This is a genomic window from Phyllobacterium sp. UNC302MFCol5.2, from assembly GCF_000686005.1.
GTDB lineage: Bacteria > Pseudomonadota > Alphaproteobacteria > Rhizobiales > Rhizobiaceae > Phyllobacterium > Phyllobacterium pellucidum.
The window spans coordinates 1322884-1342336 of sequence record NZ_JMLL01000010.1; the positions used below are offsets into that span (position 1 = coordinate 1322884).

At 58.3% G+C, this 19453-nt stretch carries 15 protein-coding genes; 7 read left to right on the top strand and 8 right to left on the bottom strand.

What is annotated here, in order from left to right; translation table 11 throughout:
* Positions 1-102 precede the first annotated feature (102 nt).
* Positions 103-2025, bottom strand: coding sequence for a molecular chaperone DnaK (gene dnaK / locus BR48_RS0108335; protein WP_027230875.1), 1923 nt, complete (start codon positions 2023-2025; stop codon positions 103-105).
* 253 nt (positions 2026-2278) lie between these two features.
* Here dnaK and BR48_RS24150 point away from each other — a divergent pair, with 253 nt between their 5' ends.
* The 3 genes from BR48_RS24150 (at position 2279) to BR48_RS0108360 (ending at position 7860) form a co-directional block, all read left to right on the top strand.
* Positions 2279-3439, top strand: a complete 1161-nt coding sequence (locus BR48_RS24150) for a zinc metalloprotease HtpX (protein WP_051614690.1) — start codon at positions 2279-2281, stop codon at positions 3437-3439.
* A gap of 117 nt (positions 3440-3556) precedes the next feature.
* Positions 3557-5467: a hypothetical protein gene (locus BR48_RS0108345; RefSeq protein WP_051614692.1), complete on the top strand. Its 1911-nt coding sequence runs from the start codon at positions 3557-3559 to the stop codon at positions 5465-5467.
* Positions 5468-5946: 479 nt separating this feature from the next.
* Positions 5947-7860, top strand: a complete 1914-nt coding sequence (locus BR48_RS0108360; RefSeq protein ID WP_051614694.1) for a hypothetical protein — start codon at positions 5947-5949, stop codon at positions 7858-7860.
* Positions 7861-7937: 77 nt separating this feature from the next.
* Here the strand turns inward: BR48_RS0108360 and BR48_RS0108365 are convergent, their stop codons facing one another.
* Both BR48_RS0108365 and BR48_RS0108370 read right to left on the bottom strand, forming a co-directional pair.
* Positions 7938-8924, bottom strand: coding sequence for a Gfo/Idh/MocA family oxidoreductase (locus BR48_RS0108365; RefSeq protein WP_027230878.1), 987 nt, complete (start codon positions 8922-8924; stop codon positions 7938-7940).
* 37 nt (positions 8925-8961) lie between these two features.
* Positions 8962-9852 carry a LysR family transcriptional regulator gene (locus BR48_RS0108370; protein ID WP_027230879.1) on the bottom strand — a complete coding sequence of 297 codons (891 nt, stop codon included), beginning with the start codon at positions 9850-9852 and terminating at the stop codon, positions 8962-8964.
* A gap of 100 nt (positions 9853-9952) precedes the next feature.
* Here BR48_RS0108370 and BR48_RS0108375 point away from each other — a divergent pair, with 100 nt between their 5' ends.
* Both BR48_RS0108375 and BR48_RS0108380 read left to right on the top strand, forming a co-directional pair.
* Complete coding sequence (locus BR48_RS0108375; RefSeq protein ID WP_027230880.1) at positions 9953-10948, top strand: aldo/keto reductase; 996 nt, start codon at positions 9953-9955, stop codon at positions 10946-10948.
* A gap of 240 nt (positions 10949-11188) precedes the next feature.
* Positions 11189-11956: an aspartyl/asparaginyl beta-hydroxylase domain-containing protein gene (locus BR48_RS0108380; protein WP_162737113.1), complete on the top strand. Its 768-nt coding sequence runs from the start codon at positions 11189-11191 to the stop codon at positions 11954-11956.
* A gap of 131 nt (positions 11957-12087) precedes the next feature.
* On the opposite strand, the gene pheT is transcribed toward BR48_RS0108380, so the two are convergent.
* The 5 genes from pheT to infC form a co-directional block, all read right to left on the bottom strand.
* Positions 12088-14496, bottom strand: a complete 2409-nt coding sequence (gene pheT / locus BR48_RS0108385; RefSeq protein WP_027230882.1) for a phenylalanine--tRNA ligase subunit beta — start codon at positions 14494-14496, stop codon at positions 12088-12090.
* Between the two features lie 86 nt (positions 14497-14582).
* The gene (gene pheS / locus BR48_RS0108390) at positions 14583-15665 is read right to left on the bottom strand and encodes a phenylalanine--tRNA ligase subunit alpha (RefSeq protein WP_027230883.1); all 1083 of its coding nucleotides are present in this window, start codon (positions 15663-15665) and stop codon (positions 14583-14585) included.
* Positions 15666-15776: 111 nt separating this feature from the next.
* On the bottom strand, positions 15777-16178 hold the full coding sequence (gene rplT / locus BR48_RS0108395; protein WP_027230884.1) for a 50S ribosomal protein L20: 402 nt from the start codon (positions 16176-16178) through the stop codon (positions 15777-15779).
* 41 nt (positions 16179-16219) lie between these two features.
* Positions 16220-16420 (bottom strand): 50S ribosomal protein L35, encoded by a 201-nt coding sequence (gene rpmI / locus BR48_RS0108400; protein WP_027230885.1) that lies wholly within the window; start codon positions 16418-16420, stop codon positions 16220-16222.
* A 241-nt stretch (positions 16421-16661) separates the two neighbouring features.
* Positions 16662-17198: a translation initiation factor IF-3 gene (infC, locus tag BR48_RS24155; RefSeq protein WP_036813559.1), complete on the bottom strand. Its 537-nt coding sequence runs from the start codon at positions 17196-17198 to the stop codon at positions 16662-16664.
* 204 nt (positions 17199-17402) lie between these two features.
* Here infC and BR48_RS0108410 point away from each other — a divergent pair, with 204 nt between their 5' ends.
* Positions 17403-18218, top strand: a complete 816-nt coding sequence (locus BR48_RS0108410; RefSeq protein WP_027230887.1) for an alpha/beta hydrolase — start codon at positions 17403-17405, stop codon at positions 18216-18218.
* A gap of 9 nt (positions 18219-18227) precedes the next feature.
* Positions 18228-19373, top strand: coding sequence for a benzoate/H(+) symporter BenE family transporter (locus BR48_RS0108415; protein ID WP_027230888.1), 1146 nt, complete (start codon positions 18228-18230; stop codon positions 19371-19373).
* The last annotated feature ends 80 nt before the right edge of the window (positions 19374-19453 follow it).

The following is a 19453-nucleotide window of genomic DNA, read 5'->3' on the forward strand; positions in this document are numbered from 1 at the left end:
ATAGTCCTATTTTCCTCGGCTCTCAATTGAGCGAAAGTCTAACCCGGCAAACAAAAAGCCCGGCACGATGGCCGGGCTTTTCCGTGTGTTCTTTAGAAGGCGTCAGGCAGACTTCTTCTTGCCGTCCTCGTCGATCTCTTCGAAATCGGCGTCGACCACATCGTCGTCGGCCTTGGCCGTTGCCTCGGCGCCCGCGGCGCCTTCAGCTGCTTCCGCAGCCTGCGAGGCTTCGTACATTGCCTGGCCAAGCTTCATCGAAGCTTCGGCAAGAGTCTGGGCCTTTGCCTTGATGACTTCGGCGTCATCGCCTTCGATTACAGATTTCAGATCGGCAAGCGCGGTCTCGATGGCGCCCTTGTCCTCAGCCGAAACCTTGTCGCCATAGTCCTTCAGCGACTTTTCGGTCGAATGGACGAGAGCTTCCGCCTGGTTCTTCGCCTCGACAGCCTCGCGACGCTTCTTGTCGCTCTCGGCATTGGCTTCGGCGTCCTTCACCATCTTCTCGATGTCAGCGTCGGAGAGACCACCGGATGCCTGGATACGGATCTGGTGCTCCTTGCCGGTGCCCTTGTCCTTGGCCGAAACATTGACGATGCCGTTAGCGTCGATGTCGAACGTGACCTCGATCTGCGGAACGCCGCGCGGCGCTGGCGGAATGCCAACGAGATCGAACTGGCCAAGCGCCTTGTTGTCGGCAGCCATTTCGCGCTCGCCCTGGAAGACACGGATCGTCACGGCGGACTGATTGTCCTCGGCCGTGGAGAAAGTCTGCGACTTCTTCGTCGGGATCGTCGTGTTGCGCTCGATCAGACGGGTGAAAACACCGCCCAGCGTCTCGATGCCGAGCGAAAGCGGCGTGACGTCGAGCAGGAGCACGTCCTTGACGTCGCCCTGGAGAACACCGGCCTGAATGGCGGCGCCCATTGCGACCACTTCGTCCGGATTGACGCCCTTGTGGGGCTCCTTGCCGAAGAAGGCTTTGACGATTTCCTGGATCTTCGGCATGCGGGTCATGCCGCCGACGAGAACCACTTCATCGATCTCACCAGCCTTGAGGCCGGCATCCTTGAGCGCCGACTTGCAGGGCTCGACAGTGCGCTGGACCAGATCGTCGACGAGGCTTTCGAACTTGGCCCGCGACAACTTCATCGTCAGATGCTTCGGACCCGTCGCATCGGCAGTGATGAACGGCAGGTTGATTTCCGTCTGCTGTGCCGAGGAAAGTTCGATCTTTGCCTTTTCGGCAGCTTCCTTGAGGCGCTGCAGCGCGAGCTTGTCGTTCTTCAGGTCGATGCCCTGTTCCTTCTTGAACTCGGCTGCGAAATATTCGACCAGACGCATGTCGAAATCTTCACCGCCAAGGAACGTATCGCCATTGGTCGACTTCACTTCGAAGACGCCGTCGCCGATCTCGAGAATCGACACGTCGAACGTGCCGCCGCCAAGATCGTATACGGCAATCGTCTTGCCTTCCTTCTTGTCAAGCCCATAAGCGAGAGCGGCCGCAGTCGGCTCGTTGATGATGCGCAGGACTTCGAGACCGGCGATCTTGCCGGCATCCTTGGTCGCCTGACGCTGGGCATCGTTGAAGTAGGCCGGAACCGTGATGACGGCTTTCTCGACCTTTTCGCCGAGATAGGCTTCGGCGGTTTCCTTCATCTTCTGCAGGACCATCGCGGAAATCTGCGACGGCGAATATTTCTTGCCATGGACTTCAACCCAGGCATCGCCATTGTCGCCCTTCACAATGTGATAGGGGACGAGTTTCTTGTCCTTTTCGACGGTCGGATCGTCGAAGCGGCGGCCGATGAGGCGCTTGACCGCAAAGACGGTGCCTTCCGGATTGGTGACAGCCTGGCGCTTGGCCGGCTGGCCAACGAGGCGTTCGTCGCTATCCGTAAATGCAACGATGGATGGCGTCGTGCGTGCGCCTTCCGCATTTTCAATGACCTTCGCGTTCTTGCCATCCATGACGGCGACGCAGGAATTGGTCGTTCCCAAATCAATACCGATAACTTTTGCCATTACTTCATCTCCATTCAGCAGGCTGCTGGGACCTCTGCCGAGCATTCCATTCAACAGCCCCTAGGGGGTTTCAACAATAGGGGACCGCCGAGGCGAGCGGTACTTACATTGTTGGGGGCTATATAAGAAGGGTAAATTTGCCATGCAAGTTCTAAGCTACAGCATTTGTCGGGGGGATTGTTGCAAAAGAGTCGTAAAAACCGGTCTGGGGCGCTCTATTGCCCAAATCCGGCGATGACCCCATATTTTGAGGATGACCGAAAGCGCGCTTCATCCCCATATTCCCGAGCATCGCCGCAGCCAATTGATCAACTTGCTGCACACCTGGCTGCTGCTCGCAGGCAGCCTTGCGCTGCTGATCGCCTGTGCCTGGACCCTGGCAGGGCCGGCAGGCATTGCCTATGCCCTCGTCTTCGGCGGCATCAGCCTTTATGCGATCAGGCGCATCAGCCCGCAAATGGTGCTTGCCATGTACAAGGCGCGGCCCGTCACCCAATCGGAATTTCCGCAAGGTTTGGCAATCGTCGAGGAACTCGCCCGCCGGGCCGGACTTGCAGCCGTGCCGAAGCTCCACGTCATCCCCTCGAGGATGATGAATGCCTTTGCCGTCGGCTCCAGAGAAACGGCAGTCGTCGCTGTAACCGATCAGTTGGTCAGGACCCTGACCGCGCGCGAACTTACCGGCGTTCTCGCCCACGAAATAAGCCATATCCGCAATGAAGATTTGCGGGTTATGGCGCTTGCCGACACCGTCTCCCGCTTCACGTCGCTGATGTCGACGATCGGCATTGTCTCGCTGCTATTCAATATTACCTGGCTCGCCAGCGGATCGACGTCGCAGATACCCTGGCTTGGGGTACTGGTGCTGCTGGTGGCTCCGACGGTCGGCGGCCTCCTGCAAATGGCGCTTTCGCGTACCCGCGAATTTAATGCCGATCTCGGTGCCGCCATGCTCACCGGCGATCCTGAAGGCCTCGCCCATGCGCTGACGAAGCTCGAAAAGGCGCAAGGCAAGGTTTGGGAAAGCCTGATCCTGCCGGGCGGGCGTATCCCCGATCCCTCGGTCCTGCGCACGCACCCGCTGACCGAGGCCCGCGTCGCACGGCTGCTGGCCTTGAAGGATGCGTGCGCCGTTGTGGCGCGCGGCGAAAGGATGCCGGACGACATTCTCATCAAACTGGCGCTTGAGCCGCAGGAGCATATTCGCACCCGCCCGCGATCAGTCCCGCAGATTGGCCAGCAATATGGCCGCTGGAACTCCAACAACCTTGAGATCCTGTCACTCATCAATACGCAGGCGACGCATCCGGTCGTCGCCGCCAAGGATGCCGACTGCGAGGCCTGCGCTGCAAGCCTTTATACGCCGGACGGCGAACCGCGAGTCCATGTGACCCGCGGCGGGGTCTATTGGTAGGTACCTCCCCCCAAAATAAACTCTGCTTTTGCTGAAAAAACATCCAGACCGCGACTTTGGTTCAATTGTCACCACGGTTTTCATCTGCTGAATTTGCCTTTTCATAGGGGAATTCAAATGAACTTAAAAATACTTTACCTTTTTCCACTTTTAGCCCTCGCTGCCTGCGACAATTCCGATAACCCGGCCCCGGCAGGTGCAGCACTTCCCGCCGAAGTATCCTCGGCTGGAACCTTTGAGGCATCGCCTCCGGCAGCGCCGCCAGAAACCACTGAAGCAGTCTCGCCGGAACCCGCTGCACCGGTGGCGCTGATCCCCCCGGACGTGACGGTCGACCCAGGCGCCGCCGCTCGGCTGAAGGCCGCAGAATTGATGAAGGCAGGCAGGCCCTACGAGGCCGTGGAAGCTCTGAAGGGAGCGGGTCTCGACGAAGAAGCCTATGCACTGATTGCACCGGCGGATTATGCATTCCACCAAAAGGACCATCCTGCGACCGCGACGGCGCCGGTCGACGAAACGCCATCCTCGATGCGTCACTCGATGACGATCAATGGCAAGACGGTCTGGTTTACCGCCAAGGCCGGTCACTATATCGCCTATGCGCCGAAGGACCCAAAAAATCCTGACAAGAAAGACGCGAAAGCTGCGATTTTCTATGTGTCCTATACGCGGGATGACCTGCCTCCTGAAAACCGCCCCGTCACTTTCTTCTTCAATGGTGGACCAGGGTTTCCCGCGCTGTTTTTGCATGCTGCTTCGTGGGCACCGAAACGCTTCAAAATGGACACGCCCAATCTTCCGAAACTTAAGAAGGACCTGAAATTTCCGCTTATCGACACTTCGGATACGCTGCTCGACCAGACCGATCTGGTCTTCGTTGACCCCGTCGGCACAGGTTTTTCCGAAGCGATAGCTCCGCACAAGAAAGAAGAATTCTACGCCCCCACTCCCGACGCGGAGATAGTTCGCGATTTTGTTGCACGCTATGTCAGCAAGAACAGCCGGCAGAGTTCGCCCAAATACCTTTACGGGGAATCCTGGGGCGGATCGCGGGTCGCCTATGCCGGCGCGCTCATAGAAGACGCGGGTACCAGTCTTTACGAGCCCGATCTTTCCGGCCGACCGACGAAACTGCTCACCGGCATCGTCTTTCACTCGCCGTCGCTAACGGGCGACGAATGCAAATTGTTCAATATTCCCGATTGCTATTTGACCTTGCCCACCAAAGCCATGGCGGTCGATTATTTTCTGGGTCCAGCGAAGAGCTGGCGCGGCAAACGCACCCTGGAAGAATATGCCGACTATCTGCGCGTGTTCTTCGCGGAACGCTTCGCCCCCACATTCGTGCAGTATAACAAGAAGGAAAAAGTACCGAAAACTGGAGGAAAGAGCGGCTTGCCGCTTGCTTATCAGCCTAAAACTCCTGAGGTACTTGCTTTGGCGGAGTCAACATTGACCGAACTACGGAATATTTTCGGCGATCCTTCCCTGACGGTGGAAGAAGCGTTCTCGAACTATGGCGATATACCCGTCAGAGTCCCAGGACTTGGCGGAGGCCTTTACGACATGCGAACCAAAGCCGACGATTACGACGTAAACCTCTTTGAAGTGCCGATCTTCGGTAATTACCTCAGTACTATGCTTCCAGCATACGTCAATTACTTCAACGAAAATAAATATTTCACAAATATTTGCGATTGCGCAATCGATGACAGGGGCATCAAAGGTGCCGGTATGTTCAGTTATAAAGATCATTTGAGGGGCGGTGTCGTTGAAATAGCGCAGGCACTCAAGCTCGATCCCAAATTGAAGATGCTTGTCATTCATGGCTACTACGACATAGTAACGACATTCCTGGAAACCGAGTCGCTATTGAAATATGCCGGGCTCGACAAAATCGTACCAGTGAAAGTATTCGAGGGAGGGCACATGATGTACTATACGGAGGCGGCGCGGGGACCGATGAAGAAAGCGCTGGACGAGTTCTACATGGCGCAACCAGCAACGACCGTTGCCTCACAAAACTAGAATCTGGGCCTAAGCGGCAAACAAGATGAAAACCGGCGGCGCGACCGCCGGTTTGCATGCAGCGCGCCGAAACGTTCAGCTACGGCGCGCGGCGAAAAGATGCCGGACGACATTCTCGTCAAACTGGCGCTTGAGCCGCAGGAGCATATTCGCACCCGCCCGCGATCAGTCCCGCAGATTGGCCAGCAATAGGGACGCTGGAACTCCAACAACCTTGAGATCCTGTCACTCATCAATACGCAGGCGACGCATCCGGTTGTCGCCGACAAGGATGCCGACTGCGAGGCTTGCGCTGCAAGCCTTTATACGCCGGACGGCGACCCGCGAGTCCATGTCACCCGCAGCGGTCTATTGGTAGGTCAGAGAACCTTCCCTAAATAGCTTACTCTTTTGCCTAAAAAACATTCAGATCGCGACTTTGGTCGAATTGTCATCACATATTTCATCTGCTGAATTCACCCATTCATAGGGGAATTCAAATGAACTTAAAAATACTTTACCTTTTTCCACTTTTAGGCCTCGCTGCCTGCGACAATTCCCATAACCCGGCCCCGGCAAGTGCGGCGCCCGCCGTCGAAGTTTCCTCGGCGGGCACCTTTGAAGCAGCAGCTTTGCCAGAAACCACTCAAGCCGTGACGCCGCAAACACCGGTAGCGGTGGCGCCGGAAACGACTGTAGAGGTGGTGCCTGAAGTCACCGAACCAGTGCAGCCGGTTCCCCCGTCCGTAACTGTCGATCCCGGCGCCACCGCCCGGCTGCAGGCCGCAGAATTGATGAAGGCGGGCAAGCCCTACGAGGCCGTAAGCGTCCTGAAAGAAGCGGGGCTTGACGAAGAGGCTTATGCGCTGATTGCTCCGGCGGACTATGCATTCCATCAAAAGGACCATCCTGCGACCGCGACGGCGCCGGTCGACGAAACGCCATCCTCGATGCGCCACTCGATGACGATCAATGGCAAGACGGTCTGGTTTACCGCCAAGGCCGGTCACTATATCGCCTTTGCGCCGAAGGACCCCAAAAACCCAGACAAGAAAGACGCGCAGGCGGCGATTTTCTATATGTCCTATACGCGGGACGACCTGCCTCCTGAAAACCGTCCCGTCACTTTTTTCTTCAACGGTGGGCCCGGTTCTTCCTCTGTGTATTTGCATACTGCTTCATGGGCCCCGCAACGCCTTAAAGTAGACACGCCCAATATTCCAAAACTTGCCAAGGACCTGAAATTTCCGCTTATCGACAATGCAGAGACACTGCTCGACCATACGGATCTTGTCTTTGTCGACCCTGTCGGCACGGGGCTATCCAAAGCAATCGCGCCGCACAAGAATGAAGAATTCTACGTCGCCGACACGGACGCAGCTGTAGTTCGGGACTTTGTAGCACGCTACGTCAACACGAACAGCCGGCAGAGTTCGCCCAAATATCTGTACGGCGAATCCTGGGGCGGTTCGCGCATCGCCTTTGCCAGCGCGCTCATGGAAGACGCTGGCATCAGTCTTTACGAGCCTGATCCTTCCGGCAGACCGACAAAGGTGCTCACGGGCCTGGTCTTTAACTCGCCGCTTCTGAACGGGAGTTCATGCGACCTGTTCAATTTGTCCGGTGGATGCTATCTAACCTTACCAACCAGAGCCTTTACGGTCGATTATTTGCTGGGTCCAGCGAAGAGCTGGCGCGGCAAACGCACCCTGGAAGAATATGCCGACTATCTGCGCAAATTCTCCGAGGAACGCTTCGCGCCTACATATGTGAAGTACAACGAAAAGGTTCAAGAACCTGGAACTGGAGGAAAGAGCGGCAAGCCGCTGGCCTACAAGCCAAAGACGCCTGAGGTACTTGCTTTGGTGGAGTCAACACTGACCGAACTGCGGAATATTTTTGGCGATCCTTCGATGACGGCAGATGAAGCGTTCACGAAGTACGGCGATATATCCATCAAAGTACCTGGGTTCGGCAGCGGGGTCTACGACACGCGGTTGAAAGCGGATGACTATGACGTTAACCTCTTTGAAGAGACGATTTTCGGCGACCACATCAGTTCGAGATTGCCGACATATCTCAATTATTTTGCCGAGGATAAATACCTCACAAATTGCGGCTGTAAATTTAATATGAAACGCAGCCCGGGCGGCGTGGTCGAAATAACGCAGGCGCTCACGCACGACCCCAAATTGAAGATGCTGGTGCTTCATGGCTACTACGACATGTCGACGCCTTTTTTCGGTAGCGAGTCAACGTTGAAACAGGCCAAGCTCGACAAAATCATACCGGTGAAACTATTCGAGGGTGGCCACATGACGTACTATACGGAGGCGGCGCGGGGACCAATGAAGAAAGAGCTGGACGCGTTCTACATGGCGCAACCAGCAACTACCGTTGCCTCAAAAAATTAGAACGCGGGCCCAAGCGGCAAGCAAAGATGAAAACCGGCGGAGAGACCGCCGGTTTTTTATTGAAAGTCGCCAAAATCTCAAACCGTTTCCCAGGCCCCGCTCTTATCGGCGCGGTAGATCGCATCGATGAGCTTCTGGTTGCGCACCGAATCCTCCAGCGTGAAGATTTGGGCCTTCCCACCCTTGGCGGCGCGGGCGAAGGCCTCGACCTCCAGACGGTAGTGGTTCACATCGCTGAAGTTGAACTCGGTCGCGCTGCTATGATTGGCATTATGCAGCGTGATCTTGGCATGATCGTATTTGCCGGTGTTGAACGGCGCCAGGACCTCGATAAACCCCTTGTCGCCGTGGAATACGATCGACTGGCGGGCGGCGAGTTGCGTGGCGACGTAGAACGTGAGTTCGAACCCGTCAAAATCCGCCCGGACGCTCGCGAAGCGATCGGTGCCGAATTCGGGATCGCGCTCGACGCTCGCGGCGACACGCAAGGGCTCCTTGCCGGTAACGAATCGGGTCGCGACCGTCGGATAGACGCCGATATCGGGCAGGGCGCCGCCGCCGAGCGACACCTGATTGCGCATATTGTTGGCGTCCTTGTTGAAATAGGTGAATGCCGCCTGCACCTGGCGCAGCGTACCGATGGCGCCGTCGGCGACAAGCTCTCGCACCTTCAGCCATTGCGGATGATAGGTGACCATGAAGGCCTCCGAAATCAAAACGGCATTCTTGTCGCGCGCGGACAGCAGCGCATCGATTTCACCGGCATTGAGCGAAATGGGCTTCTCACACAGGACGTGCTTGCCGGCCTCGGCGGCTTTCAGCGACCATTCGACGTGCTGGGACGTCGGCAGTGGGATATAAACGCCGTCGATTTCGCTGGACGCGAGCATATCCTCATAGGAGCCGAATGCATGTGGCGCGCCAAAACGATCGGCAACCGCGCGCGCCCTGGCAAGATCGCGGCTGGCAATCCCGGCGAGTACACCGTTTTCCGCGTCGCAAATTGCCGGAATGACGGCTGTCACTCCGATCTTGGCAGTTGATAAAACACCCCAGCGGAACATGACGGCTTCTCCTGTTTCGGCGAATGGAAGCACTGCTCTAGGTCGTAAAGCGAAAGAAATCAATGAAGGCGCGCAGCGCCGGGCGCATTTGCCGGCGGCTCGGATAGTAAAGATAGACGCCCGGAAATGGCGCGCACCAATCTTCGAGGACGCGGCGCAGCCGACCGTCGGCAATCGCATCCTGCGCCATATGCTGGAGGAGAAAAGCGAGCCCGGCACCGCCAAGAGCGGCGGCGATAACCAGGCCGTCATCGCCAAGGATCAATGGGCCGTTCACATCGATGACGATCTCCTCTCCATCCTTTTCAAACTCCCAGCGATAGACCTGACCGCTTGCAAAGCGACGGCGGATACAGCGATGCGCGGCAAGATCGCGGGGATGCAACGGCAGCGGATGCGCATCGAGGTAGGCGGGCGCGCCGACGATATTGGCATGGATCGGACCGCTCAGCGGTACGGCGATCATGTCGGGCTCGAGGCTTTCGCCAAGGCGCATACCGGCATCAAGTCCGGCGGCGACGATATCATTGAACGGTTCCTCGACCCTGAGTTCCAGCGTGACACCGGGATAGGCCGCGCTGAAGGCGGCGAGCCGCGGCGCAAGCAGCCAGTGGGCCGCGAAGGGCGGAACACTGAGGCGCAGATTGCCGGCAACGCGATTATTCGCTTCCTTGACCGCATCGAACGCGAGGTCGATCTCGCCGAGCGCCGGGCGCAGCCGCTTCAACAGCAGCGCGCCTTCCTCGGTGACGGTGACGCTGCGCGTGGTGCGAGCCAGCAACCTGACGCCCAGGGCCTGTTCGAGACTGGAGATGGCATGGCTTACTGCGGATGGCGCTATGCCGAGTTCCTTGGCGGCAACGCGAAAACCGCCGCAAGCGGCGACGCTGGCGAAAACGGCAAGTTGCGGCAGGCGGGATCGTTCCATTGATCTACCATATCGAACAAGCTGTGCCACCGACAAGGAATTATCGAACACTCCGACAGGCCTTATCTTCGACTCACCACACGAGACAAGGAGATCAGTGATGGAAAAACGCAAACTTGGAACGGAACTCAACGTCTCGGCCGTCGGTCTCGGCTGCATGGGCATGAGCTTCGCCTATGGCGGGCAGGAGGAAGCCGATGCAATCCGCACGCTGCAGCACGCAGTGGATATCGGCGTCACCTTCTTCGATACGGCCGAGGTCTACGGCCCGTTCGAGAATGAGATTCTGGTCGGCAAGGCGCTGAAGGACCGCAGGGACAAGGTGGTGATCGCCACGAAATTCGGCTTCAAGATTTCAGACGAAGGCGTGGGCGCTGCGCGCATGGCCGGCGTCGACAGCCGGCCGGAGCACGTGAAAGCAGTCGCGGAGGCCTCGCTCGGACGCCTTGGCATTGAGCAGATCGATCTCTTCTACCAGCACCGCGTCGATCCGAACGTCCCGATCGAAGACACGGTGGGCGCAATGGCCGACCTCGTAAAACAAGGCAAGGTCAAGGCGCTTGGCCTTTCGGAAGCGAGCGCCGCCACGATCCGCCGTGCGCACAAGGTGCATCCCATCGCCGCTGTACAAAGCGAATATTCTCTGTGGAGCCGCGATCCCGAGGACGAGGTTCTCGCCGTGTGCAAGGAGTTGGGCATCGGCTTCGTTCCCTATAGCCCGCTCGGGCGCGGCCTTCTGACCGGCACGATCAGCAAGCCCGACGAACTCGGAACGGATGACTGGCGGCGGACACTGCCGCGCTTCCAGGCCGAGAACATGGATGCGAATGCGGTGCTGATCGCCACGCTGAAGGGCCTTGCTGGCGACAAGGGTGTAACCCCGGCGCAGCTCGCGCTTGCCTGGGTGCTGCACCAGGGTGATTTCATCGTACCGATACCGGGCGCACGCAAGATCAAGCACCTCGAGGAGAATGCCGCCGCGGCTGATATCGAATTGTCCACGGCGGACCTTGCGAAGATCGGTGATGCGCTCTCTCCCAACCGCGTTGCCGGCAAGCGCTATACCGAGGCGGCTCTCGCCCTCGTCAACGGCTGATTGCAACCGCAGGGCGTTTCCGGGCGCCCTGCCATTCCTTCCAGAGGCTTGACAGACTGCCGACCCCCGGTGCCTATACCTGACCGCCGTTCGTTACTTTTAAAAATGCGTCGGCGGTTGTATATCGCGCAGGATCGATTTGTCTCAACAAGCCGCGCCGTTGGCCAATCTATAATGGCGCTCAACTGGAACATCATGGAAAAAGCAACGAAAAAGTCGCTTAGGCGCTGGGGTATCGGATTGGTTGTACTGGCAATTATCGCCTGGTTCGTACCCTATCTGGTGATCTTCTATCTGATCTGCGGCATCTATGATTTGTCGCGCAACAAGAATCTCAACTTGCAGGTGATCGAGCAGTATTTCTTCGGCAACGGCATTTTCACCTGGGTTCTTTCGCCGCTGAATATCATTCTCGACCTTCTCTCGCTCCCTTATATCAACAAGGGCGTTTACCGCCTGCAGGACCTGCCTTCCGACTATCAGGCGGAGGTGAAGCGCCTGATTACGGCGACTCAGAAGGAGAATATCGTCGGCCAGTTGCAGCAGCGCGCCGAGCAGCAATCGCGCAGCATGTTCTTCTTCAAATGGTACGGCAAGGATCAGCCAAGCTTCGCCAACGTGCCTTCGTTCTACGAGAAGTACAACTTCGTGAAGACGATCGGGGTTTCGGTCTTCAACAAGAAGAATTCGACGTCGAAGCACTTCGGGCCGATGCGCGCAACGATCCGCGTCCTCTACAATATCAACGACATGAATGACCGCTCGGCCTATATCTGGTGCGGCGACACCACCAGTTACTGGAAGGACGACAAGCTCTTCATCTTCGATGATACGCTGATGCACCAGTCAGTGAACCAGACCGACCAGACGCGCTATTGCCTCTTCGTCGATATCCTGCGCCCGTCCTACGTACCGGGATTCTTCGCCGCCGTCGTCGCCTTCATGGGCGTCGTCCTAAAGGGCAGCAATTCGGTATTCTACAAGAACTGGAAGGTCATTCAGAAGTAAGGCAAGGTTCGCCTGTGCTTCTCCTTCGCCTAATAGACTCTGCCATTATCCTCGGGCTCTTGTCCCGAGGACCCAGGCGGATCGCAAATGACCCGCGATAGCAGTGAAACGACGTGGTCCGGGGAGGGGGGTTATCCCCTCAATACGCCCCCGGTCTGCTTGGCTACATTCTCGACAATCCGCTTCGAAAGCGCCTCCAGATCCTCGTCGTTCAGCGTGCGCTCCTGCGGCTGGATCGCCACCTCGATCGCCACGGACTTCTTGTCTGCGCCCAGCGACGCACCTTCGAACACGTCGAAGACCTGAACGCCTGTCACCAGCTTCTTGTCGCCGTTGAGAGCGGCCTTGACGATTGCGCCAGCTTCAACGCCCTTGTCGACGATGAACGCAAAGTCGCGGCGAAGCGCCTGGAAATCGGATAGGTTAAGCGCGGGCTTGGTACGCGTCGCCTTCAGCTTCGGCTCCGGGATAGCGTCGATGAAAACCTCGAAGCCACAGAGCGTGCCGCCGACATCGAGCGTTTCCAGCGTCTTCGGATGGAACTCGCCAAAGGTGCCGAGAACCACTTTGGGACCAAGCTTGATTACCCCCGACCGTCCGGGATGGTACCAGCCGGGAGCACCGGATTCGATCTGCAGCTTGTCCACCGGCGCGCCGCAAGCCTCGAGCACGGCGAGCGCATCGGCCTTGGCGTCGAAAACGCCAACGGGCGCGGCATTGCCGGACCAATGGCGGCCTGACCCGTCGAGACGGGCGGTGCCACGGCGAACCCCAGCGGCAACGCGCCGCTGCGCTTCCGGTGTGTCGCCCTCATAGGTTCCAGAAACCTCGAACAGGGCAAGATCGCTAAAGCCGCGATCGGCATTGCGCTGGGCGGCAGCAAGCAGGCCGGGCAGCAGGGAGGGGCGCATGTCCGACATATCGGAAGCGATCGGATTGGCGAGCTTCAATTCCGGCTGGCCGCCACCAAATGCCTTGGCCGCCGTTTCGGAAATGAACGACCAGGTGACAGCCTCCATCATGCCCCGCGTTGCCAATGCCCGGCGGGCGTGGCGGGTGCGGATCTGCAGGATCGTCAGAATCTTGCCGTTGACCGTCGCATGGCTCGGCAACGCTTGCGGTTCGATGAGATCGACGCCGTGAATACGCATGACCTCCTCGACGAGATCGGCCTTACCGTCGATATCGGGACGCCAGGAGGGCACGATCACGTCCACAGCCTCGCCCGTGCCTTGTGGCACGAAACCCAGGCGCGAAAGGATGTCGAGACTGGTTGCGGCGGGCACCTCGATGCCGGTCAGACGCTTGACGTCCGATAGCGGGAAGCGGACCACCTTCGGCGTGGGGCCTTCATAACCGACGACCTTTGCCTCCGACGGCGTTCCGCCGCAGAAATCGAGCACAAGCTGCGTTGCCAGTTCCAGCCCCGGAATCATGAACTCCGGATCGACACCGCGCTCGAAGCGGTAACGCGCATCGGTGATGATGCCTAGATTGCGGCCGGTACGAGCGATGTTCATCGCATCCCACAGGGCCGATTCAATCACCACATTGGTGGTGTTCTCGTCGCAGCCGGAATGTTCGCCGCCCATGATGCCGCCGATCGACTCGACCCCATCCGCATCGGCGATAACGACATTGTCCGGGCCGAGCTTGTACTCCTTGCCATTGAGGCCGAGGATTTCCTCCCCTGCCCTGGCATGGCGAACAGTAAGATCGCCCTTCACCTTGTCGGCGTCGAACACGTGCAGGGGTCGGCCGCGGTCGAAGGTCAAGTAATTGGTAATATCGACAAGCGCATTGATCGGCCGCAGGCCAATGGCAATCAGCCGCTGTTGCAGCCATTGCGGGCTATGGCCATTCTTGACGCCCTTGACCGTGCGCCAGGCGAAACCCGGGCAAAGGTGGCTATCAAGATCGAGTGAAACGCCAACCTGAGGCTCGCCCGTTCCCTTCACCGGCGCTATCGCCTGTTGCCTGAGGTTGCCGATCCCGGCGGCAGCCAGGTCGCGCGCGATGCCATAGACACTGGTGCAATCCGGACGGTTGGGCGTGAGATTGATCTCGATGACAGGATCGTCAAGCCCGGCATAGGCGGCAAAGCTGGTGCCGACAGGTGCGTCTTCCGGCAGGTCGATAATGCCATTGTGCTCGTCAGACATCTGCAATTCGCGTTCCGAACACATCATGCCATGGCTCTCGACACCGCGAATCTTGCCGACCGACAGTGTAATATCAATGCCCGGGACATAGGTGCCGGGCGACGCAAACGCGCCGATCAAGCCGGCGCGCGCATTGGGTGCGCCGCAGACAACCTGTAGCGGTTTGCCGTCGCCCGTGTCGACGGTCAGAACCTGCAATTTGTCGGCGTCGGGATGGCGGGCCGCAGTCAGCACCTTGGCAATGACAAAGGGCTTCAAGGCCGCCTTGTCGTCGAGCGATTCCACTTCGAGCCCGATCATCGTCAGGGTCTCGACAATCTTGTCGAGCGGCGCATCGGTTTCGAGGTGGTCTTTTAGCCAGGAGAGTGTGAATTTCATGATTTCACTCGTTTTCAGATTTTAGCGTTGGAGCGTTTCGACAAGGCCAAGCCGCTCGCACCGGAAACAGGTTTTTAGCGCTCCGCTCACGCGCTGAGGCCCCCAAACAGGGTCGGCATGTCGAGCGGACGGAAGCCGTAATGCGAAAGCCAGCGGACATCCGCATCGAAGAAAGCGCGCAGATCCGGCATGCCGTATTTCAACATGGCAATGCGGTCGATGCCCATGCCCCAGGCAAAGCCCTGATACTCATCGGGATCGAGGCCGCCGGCGCGCAGCACATTCGGATGCACCATGCCGCAGCCAAGAATCTCCATCCAGTCATTGCCCTCGCCGAACTTCACTTCCTTGCCGGAGCGATCGCACTGGATGTCGACCTCAAGCGATGGCTCGGTAAACGGGAAATAGGATGGACGGAAGCGCATCTTCAACGACGGCACTTCGAAGAACGCCTTGCAGAACTCTTCGAGCACCCATTTCATGTTGGCGACATTCGCCGTCTTGTCGATGACGAGGCCTTCGACCTGATGGAACATCGGCGAATGGGTCGCGTCGGAATCCATGCGATAGGTCTTGCCCGGAATAACGATGCGAATCGGCGGCTTCTGGTTCTCCATGGTGCGGACCTGAACCGGGCTCGTATGCGTGCGCAACACACGCCGTTCGCCGTTGGCATCCGGATTGAAGAAGAAGGTGTCGTGCATCTCGCGCGCCGGATGGCCTTCCGGAAAATTCAGCGCTGTGAAATTGTAATAGTCGGTCTCGATGTCCGGCCCTTCGGCAATGGAGAAGCCCATGTCGGCGAAGATTGCCGTGATCTCGTCGATGACCTGGCTGATTGGATGGATGCGGCCGCGCTCGACCGGAGAGGCGCGGACCGGCAGCGTGATGTCGACCTTTTCCTTTTCGAGACGAAGAGCGATGGCCACATCCTTGAGGGCGGCCTTGCGGGCCGTCAGCGCTTCGGTGATCCGGTTCTTCAGGCCATTGATGGCCGGGCCCTGGAACTGGCGCTCTTCCGGCGACATTGCGCCCAGCGACTTCAGCTTCTCCGAGATCGAGCCCTTCTTGCCGAGTGCAGCAATGCGTACGGCCTCAATGGCCGCTTCGTCATTGGCTGCCTCAATCTGCGCGACAAGCACGCTTTCCAGTTCTACCAGGTCGTCCATCGTTCATCACCTGTCTGATCGTCAATGACAAAAATCGAAAAACCCGCGCCAGCCGAGCCAGCGCGGGTTTCCCAAGTCTAATTTTCCGAAAATGCTTTGGGAGCGCTGGGCTTAGTGGACAGCGCCTTCAAAAGCGTTCGGAGTGGTGTTCTTGAGGTACTCAAGCGCCTTCTTGGCAGAAGCGACGAGTGCACCGAATGCTTCCGGCTCGTGGATCGCGAGATCCGACAGAACCTTACGGTCGACTTCGATACCCGACTTCGACAGGCCGTCGATGAAACGGCTGTAGGTCAGGCCATGCTCGCGCACGGCGGCATTGATGCGCTGGGTCCAGAGCGCGCGGAACGTGCGCTTCTTGTTCTTGCGGTCGCGATAAGCGTATTGCTTCGAACGGTCAACGGCAGCCTTTGCGGTGCGGATCGTATTCTTGCGGCGGCCACGGAAACCCTCGGCCTGCTTCAGAACTTTTTTGTGCTTGGCGTGGGACGTAACGCCCCGTTTTACACGTGCCATGATATGATCTCCTTGTCTTAAGGACTAAAAACGCGCCCGGCTTAGAGGCCGTTGGGCAAGAACTTCTTCACGATCTTCGCATCGGCATCGGAAAGAACCATTGTGCCACGTGCGTCACGGATGAATTTGTTCGAACGTTTGATCATGCCATGGCGTTTGCCAGCGGCGGCGGCTTTGACTTTGCCAGTCCCGGTTACTTTGAACCGCTTCTTGGCAGCAGATTTGGTCTTCATCTTGGGCATTTTGCTACTCCATTCTTCTAAAGGAGCCCTGTCGTTTCCATGAAACGGCGGCTCCTGCTTTTCCACTTCAGGCCGACCAAAGCCTGAAAGCATACAAAACCGCCACGGCATGCCCTGCCGGGCGGTTTGAACGGGGCCTTATTACCAGAAGTCTGAAAAAGCGCAACAACTGAATCGATCAAGGCCGATTGTAAATGAAAAAGCCGCCCGAAGGCGGCTCTTGATCCGAGGAAAGCGCCTGTCAGCGCGGTGCGAGCACCATCATCATCTGGCGGCCTTCAAGCTTTGGCTCCGCCTCGACCTTGGAAATCTCGACAGTGTCTTCCTTCACCCGGTCGAGCAGACGCATGCCGAGTTCCTGGTGCGCCATTTCGCGGCCGCGGAAACGCAGTGTTACCTTGACCTTGTCGCCCTCATCGAAGAACCGCTTGATCGCCTTCATCTTCACATCATAGTCATGCGTATCGATGTTCGGACGCATCTTGATTTCTTTGATTTCGACGGTCTTCTGCTTCTTGCGCGCCTCAGCGGCCTTCTTCTGGCCCTGGTACTTCAGCTTGCCCAGATCGACGATCTTGCAAACCGGCGGCTCGGCATTGGGGACGATCTCGACGAGATCAAGTCCGGCCTCATCGGCCATGGCCAGTGCTGCCTGAATGGTAACGATACCGTGGTTTTCACCTTCGGCATCGATCAATTGTACCTGAGGTACGCGGATATCGCGGTTCGAACGAGGTCCATCTTTCTGGACCGCCTGTGCTCTAAAGGGTCGGCGAATGGCAGTAGTCTCCTTGAATTATTTCGGTCAACGCAAATAGCACCGTCGGACCAGCGCCGCAATGCTTCTATGCGTCGGGTCCATGCGAATACCATTTTTTTCGGGATAAATCATCCATGACAGACATAGGATTGTTTCAGTTTTATGCAATATCGCGGGCTTTATTGCCAGATGCGAACATGGCAAAAGGCAGTATAGCGATAGATGACAGGCATGCTCATGGACATTACCCCACCCCAGTTCCACACCGTCGATGGGATCGAGATTGCCTACCGCAGGCGGAGAGGAGGCGAACCCGGTCTCGTCTGGCTCGGCGGCTATCGCTCGGACATGCTCGGCACCAAGGCCGAATGGCTCGATCAATGGGCTGCAAGCAACGGCCTTGCCTATCTTCGGCACGACTATTCCGGGCATGGCGAATCCCGCGGTGAATTCCGCGACGGCACGATTTCGCTCTGGCTCGAACAGACGCTGGCGGTGTTCCGCGAGTTCACCTCCGGGCCCCAGATCGTAATCGGCTCGTCGATGGGCGGCTGGATTGCCCTACGCCTCATCGAAGAACTGCAGAAGGTCGGTGAAGGCGGACGGGTCGCCGGCCTCGTTCTTATTGCGCCGGCGCCCGACTTCACCTCGGAGCTGGTAGAGCCGCAACTGACCAACAAGCAGCGGCGGCAGATCGCCGAGCTTGGCTATATGGAAGAGCCGTCGGAGTATTCGCCGGAGCCCTATATCTACACGAAGAAGCTGCTCGAAGACGGGCGTACCAACCAGGTATTGAAGGGCGTCATCCAGACCGACTGCCCCATTCACATTCTCCAAGGCATGAAGGACGACGACGTTCCCTATCGCCATGCGTTGCGACTCGTCGATCATCTTCCCGTCGACGACGTGACGATCACCCTCGTTCGCGACGGCGACCACCGCCTTTCCCGCCCGCAGGACCTTGAACTTCTGACGCGAACCGTGTCTTCAATGGTCGATCGCATCACCCATCCAAAGTCCCGCCCGCCCGTTCAATAGGTCACCCTCATGCGCTTTTCAGTGGTTGCTTCTGCCGTCGTTGCTGCGGTCGTCGGTTTTGGCGGTACACTGGCGCTGATTATCGCGGCGGCGCAGGCGCTGGGCGCGACACAGGCCGAGACCGCAAGCTGGGTCACCGCCGTCTGTCTCGCCATGTTCTTCGCCACCGGCTACCTCAGCTGGCGCTACAAAATGCCGATCATCAGTGCATGGTCGACCCCCGGCCTTGCGCTTATCGGCGGGTCGATCGGCTTTACGATGCCCGAGGCCGTCGGCGCCTTTATCGTTACCGCCCTTGCCATCATCCTTACGGGGTTGATCAAGCCGGTCTCGGCTTTCGTCTCGAAGATCCCGGCTTCCATCGCCTCGGGCATGCTTGCCGGCGTGCTCTTTGCCTTCCTCATCGGCGCGGCGCGAACCATACCGATTGATCCGCTCTTTGTTTTGCCGCTGGCGGCGCTGTTCTTCATCATCCGGCTTTATAACCCTGCCATGGCCGTCCTCGCGGTACTCTTCGGCGGCGTGGTATACGCCTTTGCCAGCGGGCGCGTGGCAAGCGTCCCCTCGGTCGAACTGTCGACATTGACGCTGATCATGCCGGTGTTCGACCTGCGCGCCATGATCGGCCTTGCCCTGCCGCTTTATCTCGTCACCATGGCTTCGCAGAACCTGCCGGGTTTTGCGGTCTTGCGCGCGGCAGGTTACGAGCCGCCGACGGCCGCGGCTTTGCAGGTGACCGGCCTTGTCTCGCTGCTGAGCGCGCCCTTTGGTGGGCACACCAGCAATATGGCGGCAATCTCGGCCGCCATATGCACCGGTCCCGATGCCCATCCTGACCCGCAGAAGCGTTGGCTGACGGGACCGTTCTATGCGCTTTCCTATCTGATATTTGCGATCTTCGGCGCCTCCCTCGTCGCGCTCTTCGCAGTTCTGCCGGCGCCGCTGATCGCGCTCGTCGCCGGCCTCGCCCTTATCGGTGCATTTACCAACGCGCTGTCGCTCGCGCTCAAGGTAGAAAAGGAGCGCCTTGCAGCAATCGTGACCTTCGCGGTCACGGCATCCGGCATCTCGATCGCGGGAATCGGCGCGGCCTTCTGGGCGCTCGTTGCGGGCCTGCTCGTCTATTGGCTCGATCACGTAAAGAAAGCGGTCTGATTCCAAAGGCTTGTCGCATTTGGAGTCACGTTTTCTTGAAAAGCCAAATTTTCCTTCCCATGTCGTAATCGATCGACCAA